This is a genomic window from Lysinibacillus sp. NPDC093190, from assembly GCF_050280425.1.
GTDB lineage: Bacteria > Bacillota > Bacilli > Bacillales_A > Planococcaceae > Lysinibacillus.
This window is the reverse complement of sequence record NZ_JBNNVG010000010.1, coordinates 76,987-89,465: the sequence shown is the minus strand read 5'-3', so window position 1 is coordinate 89,465 and position 12,479 is coordinate 76,987. Positions and strand designations below refer to the sequence as shown.

The following is a 12,479-nucleotide window of genomic DNA, read 5'->3' as shown; positions in this document are numbered from 1 at the left end:
TCTCCTTTGTTCCGATGTAGGATACAAGAGCAGGAATAGAAAACTGTTGGCAAATATGTCACTATCAGGCATCAATAAAAATAAAAACGATGCCAGGACAGAGCCTCACATCGTAAAAGTGTCGGTTTCTATCCACAATCCCTACGCAAGTGTTAACTTACAGGTTCGAAGAGTCAAGGCATTACGTGCCCAGTCTCAGCTGACATCATCAGCTCCCCTTGTGGTCGTTACATCTTAATTTATTTGAACAACCTCATTGTACGCAAACACCGTTACGATTACAACCTCTTCCACATTATTTTTTGAAACTTTACTGTTTTTCATGCGTAAATATTAAAAAAGGAGGTACAACTATGGAGAACCAAAAAATTTTATCTGCCTTTAGTTATCTCAGTATTTTATTCGCACCTTTTATTGTGCCATTAGTCGTTTACTTTGTTGCAAAAGATAGCGACGTAAAGAGTCACTCTATTCGAGCACTAATATCACATTTAATCCCAGTCGCATTCGGAATTATATTATTTGCAGTCTTTATTTTCTCAACTTTATCATTCAGCACCAATTTTGACTTAAATTCGGATAGTAATACTTTTCTTATCATTTGGTTTGCTTCATTCGCAATTTACATTCTCATTTCATTAGGAGTCGTTATTTGGAATATTATTCAAGCTGTTCGCGTGATCCGATAATTTTCAGTTTCACCTTGAACAGATAGTACTTAAGGAGCTGTTATTTTGTGAAAGTATCTAAAGTTGTTAAAACCGCAGTAAAATTAGCACCTATCGTTATCCCGATTGTCAAAAAAGTAATCGCTGCAAAAAAAGGAACAAATCCTAACGTAACTAAAAAATAACAAAAAAGCGTATTTCCATATAACGGAGATACGCCTCCTTGTTATTTCACTTCAAAATATGTTTGACTATGACCGTTCATTGTTTTTTCAACATGCAACACTGCAGGCATTGTAGCTTTTAACTCTGCAACGTGTGAAATGACTCCAATCATGCGTCCGGAATCTTGTAAATCAATAAGTGTATCAATCGCCTTATTTAACGCTTCCTCATCGAGAGAACCGAAGCCCTCATCAATAAACATCGTTTCAATGCGGATATTACCTTGAAAGCTTTGAATGACATCTGCCATACCAAGGGCAAGACTTAAAGACGCATTAAACTTTTCTCCCCCTGATAATGTTTTCACATCACGTAATTGATCCGTATAGGCATCATACACATCTAGTCCTAGCCCACTTTGCTTGGCATGCTTTTCCAATCGATCTGAACGTCGGAGCTCAAATTGACCGTTGGATAAATGATAGAGTCGGACATTCGCTGCCTCTGTAATTTTATCTAAATAATTGATTTGAATATAACGCTCAAAGGACAGCTTTTTCGCATTCTGTCCATTCAACATTGCATACAGTTCCTTCACCCGTCCCGCCTCTTTTTCAAGTAAGCGAATCTCCTGTTCGGTCTCCTCAACTTTTTCGATAAACTCTCCGCAAGCTTTCGCAAATCCTTCAATCTGTTGCAATACTTTAAAGGCTTCCTCATATGTTACACGAAGCGTTTCTAACTTTTCTTCCATTGCCGTTAAATCTTGCTTCTCTTGTCCTTTAAGATGCTTCGTTCCTTCAGCAATTTGTACTTGTAATGTGTGGATTTGCAATGCATAATCACTGCAAGCCTTCCGTAAAGATTCTCTTTGCAACACGCTACGCTTCCCATTAGCAAATTCTTCATAGCTCTCAAAGCCTGCTTCCATCATACTTACAGAAAATTGCTCGCGCTTTTCATCCATTTTCAGCTTTAATTCCTCAAAAGCCCGTTTCGCTATTTCTACGGTCATTCTAGCATTATTCGCTACTTCCTTGGCAGTTTGCAAACTTTGTTGACTACTATTCCACGCTGTTTGTAATGCAACCTTTTGTGAACCTATATCAGCAATCGCCTGCTTCAATGCTTGTAGCGTCGTAAGATTTTCTGGAATATGCTTTTGCTGCTCTTCCACAATTGCTTGTTGCTTAGTCAATTCCTTCGTCTTTTCAGCTAAATATTGCTCTAGTTTTATGTGCTTTTCTTGCAGTTGCTCTAGTCGTACACGATGATCCTTTTGTTTTATGCGTACATCAGATAATTGAGTGCTCACTACTTTTAAGGTTGTAATTTGTTGTTCTATATTTTGTAAGGAAGCTTCAATTTGTGCTTGATTCGATGGATCAATTTCATTCGTCTCTAACTGTTCTAGCGCCTCTTGTAGAAGATGCTTTGTAGAATTCAATAAAGCTTCTTTCTCTAAAAACTTGCGCTCATCAGTAGTAGCCTTTCCTCGTAAAGCCTCTACTTGTGCTAATTCAATCATTTCTAATTGCTCAGCATGCGTTTCGAGATGTGTTGTACTACCGCACACTGGGCAAGGCTCTCCGTCCTTAAGCTGCTGTGCTAAAATACTTGCCTGACTCGCATTCCATTGCTGCTCCAGCGTTTGAAGAGCCTGCTTACTTTCTTGATAACGGACATTAGTAATGGCTACATCCTGCTCCGCAGTTGCAACTGCTCTCGTGTATTTTTCAACTTGTGCTAGTAATGATACTTGCTCTTTCAGCTTCGGGAGCTGTTCTAAATAACTTTCATATGGCTCAAGTTGTTTTTCATATTGATCCATTGTTTTTGCTAGTTGCTGAACTTGCATTTGTCCTATTTCTACGATTTTACTATTATCGCCTACTGCTAGCTTTGCTGTTGCTACATATTGTTCAGCTATTTGCATTTGCTGCAGAGTATTCTCATATGCCTCGAATGTCGGTAATAATGCTTGCAGCTGTATCTCCTGTTGTAAAACATGTTGACGTTCAGGTTCTTTCGCCTCTTCAACGTTAAACTTTTCTTGTGCTATTTTTAACAGATCTTCTGCGTTTTGCCGCTCTGTCATTGCTTGCTGATAGGATTGATCTTTACGATTTTGTTCAGCACGTAAGTCGATGCATTGTTGCTCAAGTACGACAAGACGCTCTGCCTTCTCAGCTAATGCAATTTCACGTTCTTTGGCGCTATATACATCTTGCTCTTGTAGCAATGCTTGCAGACGATTTTGACGATTCGTTTGCTCATCAAATTGCTCATTCAATGTTTTCGCCATACTATAAAATTCTTGTTCTTTTTGATGATGCGTATAAGCTTCTTTATAGCGCTGCTGTTCCAATTGTATACATTCCGTATAATAGGTCTGCTCTTCTTCCAGAGCTTTCTTCAACTGATGCATATTTTCAGTATTATTAGTAATGCAAGTAAACAAAGATGACGAACGCTGTGGTAAAGCGCCTGCAATTTGGCCAAGAAGATGTTCCTTTAATTGTTGAGCACGCAGTAAATCACTTTCCGCTTCTTTTCGTTTCGCATCAAGTCTTTTTGTCATCGCACCAAAGCGATCTGTTTTAAAAATTTTGCGCAAAATTACTTCTTTATTCGTAGAATCTGAGGTTAACAGTTTGCGAAACTCACCTTGTGGCAGCATAACAATTTGACTAAACTGATCCTTTGTGAGGCCGATTATATCCTGTAGCTTTTTATCTACCTCAAGCGTTTGCTGCTTTTCTACAATACTATAATCAAGTGTGTCTCCTTTGATTTCAGCTAGTTCAATTTTCTTGCCAGTAACACTTTTGTTTTTTGCTTTAATATGACCTGGCTGACGTAAAATTTGATAGACTCTATCATGCATTTCAAAAACGAGCTCCACAGCAGTATACATATCATCATCCGCAAATCCGCTTCGAAGCATAGCAGTATCCTGACGATCTTCACCGCTACCCGCTCCGTAAAGTGCATAGCATATAGCATCAAAAATAGTGGTTTTCCCTGCACCTGTTTTTCCGGAAATCGCAAATAGGCGATGCTCACCAAGCTGTTGAAAATCAATAACCTCTGTATTTTTATATGGACCGAATGCAGTAATCGTTAACTTTAAAGGCTTCATTTTACTGTCTCCCGCTCCTCATCTAATAATTCTTGTAGCATCTCTGTAAATAGACGCTCTGTATCTTGATCTGGCTGTACGCCAATTATATCTGTAAAAAATGATCGGAGTAAATCAATGTCTTCTATTTTCTCTGTCTCAACTGCTTGAATTTCATGTGTTATCTCTTGGCGTATTGTTTTACGCTCAACATGCATCGCATGAGGAAACACTGTACGAATACGTTCCATCGGCGAAGTTACTGGCGTAGTATCTGTTAAGCGTACAAATACATAATTATCACTTGGTGGTAATTGCAATAAATCATCCACTAAGCCCTCTACCACACGTAAATCTCGTCTCGCTATAAGCTTTCGTTTTGTGACAGTGATTTCTCCCTGTGTATCTAGCTCAACTATTAAAAAGCCCTTCTCATGTAAGTGCTCCGATAATGAATACTTCAATGGAGAGCCAGCATATCGAATAGTTTCATTCAACACAAAATGCGCTTTATGCAAATGTCCAAGTGCTGTGTAATTAAAAGGCTTAAATAGCGCTGCATTTATGCAATCCGAGCCTCCTATTGATAAAGGTCGCTCAGAATCACTCGTATTCGCTTCCTCTTCTCCGTACTTCGTCACAAAGGCATGTCCAACAAAAACATTACGTTTTGTTAGATCTAAACTTTGCCCAATATGTTCGATAATTTTTTCCATCGCCTCTTGATGAGATCGAATGGAGTCATCTTCTAAAATAGTCCGTACTGAAGCCGGCTCTGCATAAGGTACGAGATGAAAATGTACTTCACCATACTCATCATGTAAAACTATCGGTGCATGATCTTTCGTAAATTGGCCTTTAATATGTAAGCCACTATCACTCATTAAACTACTGCCAAAGTTCAATCGACCTGCACTATCGTGGTTCCCGGCAACCGCTAACACAGGTATTTTTTTATCAAGCACAATTTCCGCCAAAATATCATTTAGTAAATTCACTGCCTCAATAGGAGGCATCGAACGGTCATATAAATCACCTGCTATAACGATAACATCCGGTTTTTCCTCATCTATGGCTAGCATAAATTGCTGTAAAATATAATGTTGATCCTCCGTCATATAGACGCCTTGTACAAGCTTCCCTAAATGCCAATCTGCTGTATGAAATATTTTCATTCTTTGCGCCTCCTGTCTATTTCATTTTATCACGGCTAATAGATTGATTGTTTTTCCTTTTATTAGTTTGATAAAGGTTTTTCATCATAATGTGGGGAGCTGAAGTGTCGAGGTATCCGTCGCTTCGACGATTCCTTCCGTCACTCCCACAATTCTATCCGTCACTCCGACGATTCCTTCCGTCACTCGGGTTATTTCCGTCGCTCCAGGGATTCTTTCCGTCGCCCCGACAATTCTATCCGTCACTTATATTTTGATATATATTTAACATAAAAAAGAGCATCACTGTCGATGCCCTGTTACAAATAATTATTATTAAAACAATTCTTTAGCTCTTACCTTCTCCATAAAAGCGACGTATCCTGTAAAACCTTGAATGGCACACGCAGTAGGGCTTGGCTTTTCTTTTTCTTCTTGTTTCTGCTCTGCCTTCGCTAGTTGTTTTAAAATCTGCTCAAATGAAGTAGGGTTAGGCTTTGGCAATTCGTTTGAAGAAATGGCTAGAGCTTTACTTCCACTATAATCATGTAAAAATGCATTTGCCATTTGGCGATAGCCTTCAAAATTTGGATGTACATCAGAGATATTAGGTAAAAGATTTGTTGCATTTAACCCAAAAGCATCATAGACGTTTACATAAGCTGCTCCAGCATGCTCTGCCTGTAGCTGTAAAATCGTATTTAGCTTTACAAGCTGTGCATTTGTGCCTTCTTTTTGCGTAGCGTGAGTGTTTGGATAAGCAAAATAATAGCCCATTACATAGACTTTTGCTTTAGGTGCCCGCACTTTCAATTCTTCTAAAATCTCCGCCATATTTTTTCTAGCAATGTTTAATGCATAATCCGTTTGTAGCTGTGAAAAGACTAATGTACCGGCAGTTGGATTGGCCTGCACTAGACGCAGTAAATCGTTGGCACCTGCCGAAACAGTAATAAGTGTAGCATTAGCTAGTAAGTCACTTGCTTCCGTTGATTTTACTCGTTTCAAGACATCAGCTGTTGTATAGCCTGGGAAAGCGAGCTCCTTCGTATAGAAACTCAATTGCCTAGTCATTCCTAATTTCATGGCGATTAAATCACTGTAGCCTGTATCGATCTGTTGATAAGGCGTTTGACCAGCCGCCAAGGAATCTCCAATTGATAGGTAGTTTTCAGTCTGAGTAAATGCAGATGAAACACCCAATACCATCGTGAATATTGCTGTACCAATTATGCTTAGTAATCGTTTCATCTGCCCCACTCCTTTCTTCATATTAAGAGCTTAAAATGCCCAGCTACCTTTGCGGAAAATTGGCTCTACAGTTCCATCTGGTAAAATACCGTCAATGTCCATCTCACCGCTGCCAATCATAAAGTCCTCATGAGTAACTGAAATATTTGCACCTAACGCTTCAAGCTGTCCGTTCTCTAAATCTCTTCCACCCTCTAAGCAAGTTGGATAAGCTTCACCAATCGCTAAATGGTTCGATGCATTTTCATCAAACAATGTATTAAAATATAAAATCTCCGATGCTGAAATTGGTGATTCATGCGGTACAAGTGCGACCTCACCTAAATAGCAAGAGCCTTCATCTACATTAATAAGCTCCTGTAATAAATCATGGCCTACCTGTGCTTCAGCCTTAACAATTTTTCCTTCTTCAAATGTCAGTTTAAAGCCATCGATAATATTCCCTTGATAAACTAATGGTTTTGTATTGCTTACATAGCCATTTACACCTTGTTTCATCGGTAACGTATAAACCTCTTCTGTCGGCATATTAGCAATAAAGATAGTATCATCTGGCGTTTTACTACCTCCAGTAAGCCATTTATGCTGTGGCGCTAAGACAATTGTTAAATCAGTACCTGGCGCTGTATAGTGCAGCTTTGCATATTTTTTATTGTTCAGTAGGGCCGCACGAGATTCTAAATTTACTACGTGTTCACGCCAGTTTTCAACAGCATTGCCTTCACCGATACGAACAGTTTTAAAAATGGCCTCCCATAATGCTGGTACTTGTTCCCCAGCTGCTAAGTTCGGGAATACTTTCGATGCCCACTTTGGTGAAGGGACGGCAACGATCGACCAAGCTATTAAATCCTTCATCACGGCGTTGCGATAGTTTTTCAGAGCAGCTCCTGATACCTTTTGATGGGTAGCTAGACGATCTGCTGAAATACCTGCTAATTTATCAGGGTCTGCAGCATCAATCCATAGTAGTGCTCCTTTACGTTCGATCACCTCGTCACGCATTTTAACTACCCATTCTGGGAAACGATTAAATTCTTCATCTGAGGCATGCTCAAAGTAAGCACGATCCATTTCATCATCTGAAAGATTAACATGAACACGTCCTGCACCAGCCTTATAAGCCTCTTTCACAACTAAACGGGCAAAATCCAGTGCATCCACTGATGTATTAACTAATAAGTATTGCCCTGGTTGAATATTGACACCGACTTTTACCGCAAGTTCTGCATATGCTTGTAATTTTTCTTCAAACGTCATATTATTTACCTCGCTTTTGTCCAATTGTTTTTGAATTACCCTCCACTAGCTTGCCTTCATGCCATACTTTCTGTACAGGTTTCGCAGAAATTTCTCTTGTCCATTTTTTATACGTTTTTTCATCACGATAAGATAATAACGTTAATACTTCACCATCTGCTCCAGCACGACCTGTACGACCAGAACGATGCAAATACTGTTCAATTGTTCTTGGGACATCGACATGAATAACATGTGTTAAACCTTCAATATCTAAACCACGTGCTGCAATATCTGTAGCAATTAAAATACGCGCATCACCTTTACGGAAAGCATCTAACGCCTTTTTACGTTCTTCCTTCTTCATGTCAGAATGTAATGTCACAATCGGTGCCGAACGATATTGTAATTTCGTTTCCTTCATCAGCAATTGATCGATATTGTTGACGAAAGCAAGTGCACGTAATCCTTCTGTATGTGATAGTCGGCGTAAGAAATCAGTTTTATCTCGCTCCTCCACTTTCACGAAGGAGTGTACAACTTTACCAACCTTTAACATATCCTCAGGTTTAATTTTGAAACGTACTGGCTCGAACATCATGCGACTAGCTACTAATTCAATTTCCTCCGTAATTGTTGCTGAAACAACAACTACTTGTCGCCCAAATGCTGCACTTTCGATAAAGGATTTTACGACAACACGATATTCACGACTTAGTAACTGATCGCACTCATCTAAAATAACTGTTTCAATTTCTTTTAGCTTTAATTTCCCAGCACGTGCTAATTCATTTAATCGGCCAGGTGTTCCTACAACTATTGTCGGTTTTTTCTTTAACTTTTCGATTTGGCGTGCAGAGTTTGCCCCACCAATTAGTTGTTGAACCGTAATATCAGAACCTGCTGTCCATTCACGGATAACCTCTACAATTTGCATTGCTAGTTCCTGTGACGGCGCTACGATAAGTCCTTGTGTTTGTTTTTTTGAACCGTTTACTTTATTTAATAAAGGAAGTACATATGCTAAAGTCTTCCCCGACCCTGTCGGTGATTCGGCTACAATATCTTTGCCCTCAAGCATTGCTGGAATCATTTCTTCTTGAATTTTCATCGGCTCTTCAAATTTCCATTTTGCTTGTAAATCTTCATTTAATACATTTATTACTGACATGTAATTTCCCACCTTCTATCTACTTGACACTAGTTTAACACACTAATCATTTTCCTACTTCATAAGTACGTAAACCATTATATAATCGTTATAGTGATGCCTTCTTAGTTTCACCTATCGAATTTTGAGTATGCGAATCAAAAAAAATCTGCGCGACTTATGCAAGGGATTTGTCAGCCTTCAAGCCCTCATAGACACTTGAGCTTCTTTGAAGGTTTACAACTTACCTGCGAAAAGCGAACAGATTTTTATTTCGTTCATTCAATTGTTAATCTACTATTTCATAGCCACATGCGAATATAGCACGTTCTGCTAAAACGATTAATGAGTCGATATATTTGTCACTTAATTTTAAATCTCGATTGACGATTGATAATTCAGTACATCCTAATACGATACGATCACAATTAAGTGCAAGCATTGCTTCTTCTATCGGCTGCCAGTCCTCCTGAGAGACATCTTTTCCAGCCTTTACATAATCGTAAATAATAGACATGACTTTTTCTTTCATCATATCGTCTGGTACAACTGGTGTTATACCAAATTCCTCTAACGCATCTTGATACATACGTGAGGTTAATGTACCCGTTGTCGCTAAAATACCTACACGCTCTGCCCCTAAATCAGAGGCGCGCTTTGCCGTTTCCCTTATCATATGTAATACAGGAACTGGAGAACCTTCAACAATCTCATCATAAAAGGTATGCGCCGTATTACATGGAATAGCAATCACATTTGCCCCAACAGAAGCAAGCTTTTTGGCATCTGCGACTATCACTGGTACAGGATTTTCCTGTGTACTATCTAAAATAAAGGCAGTACGATCAGGGATATTCGTATCATTATCAATGATTGTATGCAGATGCTCCTGATCCTTCGTTGCCTTCGTACGTCTTACAATCATTTCACCGATAAACATCGTTGCAAGTGGACCAACGCCACCAATTATACCTAAAGTTTGTTTTTTCATTAGTTTGACAGACCTTTGTTGTTAAAATATTTCTTATATTGGCGATAAAAGCTTAAATTATCTATCGTTATATTCAACCAACGCTTCGCATTCATATCCTTATAATTAAAGACGGAATCCGTTGCCATTCCTTGGCGAATAAGGCTTTTCGCTTCAATCACGAGCTGTTCATTTTGTACATATTTAAAGAGGACACCATTTGGCACAATTGTCCAAAGATGCTTGTTTTGAACATATGTTAGCTGTTGCTTGCTTCCGCGGATAAAATCATCCGCAACATATTGCATTAAATTATAGCCACTTGCTGTCACATAATAATTTGAAAGTTCATTATGTAATTCAATACTTAATAACTTATATTGACCATCACGTTCATCATACTTCATATCAAACGCGGCAAAGCCTTGGAATCGCATTTCCTCTAGAAACAATTTCACGCGGTCCATTAAGTCTTTATCGTATGCTGTCATGATGGCTACATAGCGGCCAATCCCCTCTGGAGAATGCTCCTCTAAAATCGGGTTACCTACAGATAGCAGCTTTACCTTTCTATCTTGCCCAACATAAGCATTTACGACGCACATATGAGCATCTTCACCAGGAATATATTGCTGTACCATTAAGTCATCTCGGTATGCAGATTCCTTATAAATAGCATGGAAAATAGCATCCTTTTCGTCGTTATCTTTTGCAATATACACTTTTTTCTTGCCTGGAAAAATACATGTAGCATACTTTGTCATATTCATAGGTTTAATGACAACTGGATATTCAAAAGGGATGTCAAATTCCTCATAGTCATTGACAGTGCAAACATGCATTGCCGGATAATGAAAGCCGAACTTCGCACAAAGTTCATACATGCTCTCACGTGTCAATAGCTCGTTTGCAAGTTCAGCATCCACATAAGGAATTACAAAATATTCTGCTAGCTCCTCTTTATGTTGGACAATTTTTTTTACGTAAAATTCATCGCAGGCTAATAAAAGCATTTTTTTACCTGCAAATTCCTCTGCAATGGCCTTTAGCGCAACGACAAAGCGTTCTTCAATATGGAGTCTTGGAACTTCACGAAATGTTAATAAATCACTCTGCTGTATTTTCTCCATATTCGTATGATTTAATGCAAGTGGTTTAACGCCATAGGACTCGTAAAATGCTCTTGCCATGCCGTAAGCATTCATTTCATCTCCTAATAAAACCGGTAAAAAAGTGTGCTCAATGGCCATTCTACTCAACTCACTTTAGCTTTTTTTAGGCTCTCACCATAACGTTGGGTTTCATCCCCAGTGACGAGCCTTTTTTATAAGTGTAACATACTTTCCTTGTACTCCTTATAACTCTTCTTTGAATCATTTATGAACGGCTACAGCTTGTTCACCTAACTCTTTATAGCTTTTAAAAAACTGATCCACATTATAAGTGACAAAGCCTTTTAATGGGTCCATAACAACTACTTTATCGCCTAAATGTCCTGTTAAAACAACAGCATGTAAGTTCATAAACGCTTTATGCGGCACTGTTTCACCTTCATAGATCCAGCCCTTAGCTAATTTTGTTTTTGGTTCTGATAAATCCAATGTAACCCATGTCACAACTGGGACCCCCTCCCGGACAAGCTGTAAAATTTCGTCCTGCGAGGCACCACTCATATTTGTCACTCGTAAGTCTGCCTGTTTATCTGCTATTACTGCCTCTGCGGCTTTGACAATCGGAGCTGCAAAGACATACATACCGTGTGCTTTATCACGGGGATTACCTGCAAAAGCCTGTGCTGGATTTGGACCAAATCGTTGTCCGCCTACAGTACTTATTGTTTGCTTTGGTAAATAGTTATCAGCCATTTCCAGCTTCGTAACATCTAGCCCATAATAATTTAATACAGCTGTTAACGATGTTATTTCACAGCCATGTGGCAGTTCAGGATTTTGCATAACAACTGGTACATCCAGCTCTTGCTCGTCCCTAGAAAAATGTGTTTCCAATCGATAATACGGCTTTGTCGCATCATATGTAAAATTTTCGATTGTCGTATAACCATCGTTTTTCGTACTATTTTCAAGCGTAGTTGCAGCCATAGCATAATTCCGTCCCGCAATAAGCTTCGAAAATGTTGCTTCGCCCTCTTCCGAGCCAACCGCATCCTCCACTACCTCACCTGTCTCTACATCTGTAGCAGTTATATAAAGGTTAGGTATTGGTGCACCACTATTAAACTCTACCGTTAACACCGTTAATCCTTTGTTTTGTGTTTCCAGCTGCGAAAACGGATTACAACTCGAAAGTAGCATGATTATCATAATACCTATTAGTAAAAGGCGTTTATACCTCGTCCACAAGACAAATTCCGCTCCTATCTTGTTTGAAGACAATAACTTCAATTCTATTATATTATTTCAATTTGTCGCAGACTCTATTATACGCTAATTTCATAGACGTTCCTATTTTAACTTCTTTCAGCAATTATTTTCTGTAGCGAAAGCAAAGCGTCAGCTACTGAAGTCTCCCACCTCTATAGGTAGTAACTATTAAATACTTATATTTCAGTATGGTTAACCTAAGTTAACCTATATTTTAAACAAAGAGACACTGTATTTTAAAGGTATAGACAATAAAAAAAGCTTGCTACTATGGCAAGCTAAATTTTCTTTTATGCTTTTTAAAAAGTTTCAGTTTATTCTAGAGTCCAAAAAGGAGTAGCTGCTAGAATTTGAATTGGTACCGGAAGTGGTTGTATTAC

9 protein-coding genes and 1 riboswitch are annotated in these 12,479 nt (G+C 38.8%); of the genes, 1 reads left to right on the top strand and 8 read right to left on the bottom strand.

All coding sequences use genetic code 11. The features are described from left to right. Nucleotides 1-120 precede the first annotated feature (120 nt). A riboswitch (TPP riboswitch) is annotated at nt 121-229 on the bottom strand. 124 nt (nt 230-353) lie between these two features. Further along, the gene (locus tag ACQKOF_RS10360) at nt 354-689 is read left to right on the top strand and encodes a DUF4870 domain-containing protein (RefSeq protein WP_427556318.1); all 336 of its coding nucleotides are present in this window, start codon (nt 354-356) and stop codon (nt 687-689) included. A gap of 205 nt (nt 690-894) precedes the next feature. Here ACQKOF_RS10360 and ACQKOF_RS10355 read toward each other — a convergent pair whose 3' ends face one another. The 8 genes from ACQKOF_RS10355 to ACQKOF_RS10320 all read right to left on the bottom strand — a co-directional run bounded on the left by ACQKOF_RS10355 (nt 895) and on the right by ACQKOF_RS10320 (nt 12,078). Then, nucleotides 895-3,975: an SbcC/MukB-like Walker B domain-containing protein gene (locus tag ACQKOF_RS10355; protein ID WP_427556315.1), complete on the bottom strand. Its 3,081-nt coding sequence runs from the start codon at nt 3,973-3,975 to the stop codon at nt 895-897. Beyond that, the gene (locus ACQKOF_RS10350; protein WP_427556312.1) at nt 3,972-5,129 is read right to left on the bottom strand and encodes an exonuclease SbcCD subunit D; all 1,158 of its coding nucleotides are present in this window, start codon (nt 5,127-5,129) and stop codon (nt 3,972-3,974) included. The genes ACQKOF_RS10355 and ACQKOF_RS10350 overlap by 4 nt, the downstream gene beginning before the upstream one ends. A 315-nt stretch (nt 5,130-5,444) precedes the next feature. Further along, entirely contained in the window at nt 5,445-6,359 is a 915-nt protein-coding gene (locus ACQKOF_RS10345; protein WP_427556309.1) for an SGNH/GDSL hydrolase family protein, read from the bottom strand. A gap of 30 nt (nt 6,360-6,389) precedes the next feature. Then, nucleotides 6,390-7,619: an aminopeptidase gene (locus ACQKOF_RS10340; protein WP_427556306.1), complete on the bottom strand. Its 1,230-nt coding sequence runs from the start codon at nt 7,617-7,619 to the stop codon at nt 6,390-6,392. 1 nt (nt 7,620) lies between these two features. Continuing rightward, nucleotides 7,621-8,769 (bottom strand): DEAD/DEAH box helicase, encoded by a 1,149-nt coding sequence (locus ACQKOF_RS10335; RefSeq protein WP_427556303.1) that lies wholly within the window; start codon nt 8,767-8,769, stop codon nt 7,621-7,623. 268 nt (nt 8,770-9,037) lie between these two features. Next, on the bottom strand, nt 9,038-9,739 hold the full coding sequence (locus ACQKOF_RS10330) for an aspartate/glutamate racemase family protein (RefSeq protein ID WP_427556300.1): 702 nt from the start codon (nt 9,737-9,739) through the stop codon (nt 9,038-9,040). Beyond that, the gene (locus tag ACQKOF_RS10325; protein ID WP_427556297.1) at nt 9,739-10,968 is read right to left on the bottom strand and encodes an ATP-grasp domain-containing protein; all 1,230 of its coding nucleotides are present in this window, start codon (nt 10,966-10,968) and stop codon (nt 9,739-9,741) included. Before ACQKOF_RS10325 ends, ACQKOF_RS10330 begins: the two co-directional genes overlap by 1 nt. A 123-nt stretch (nt 10,969-11,091) precedes the next feature. Continuing rightward, nucleotides 11,092-12,078, bottom strand: coding sequence for a C39 family peptidase (locus ACQKOF_RS10320; protein WP_427556294.1), 987 nt, complete (start codon nt 12,076-12,078; stop codon nt 11,092-11,094). Between the last annotated feature and the right edge of the window lie 401 nt (nt 12,079-12,479).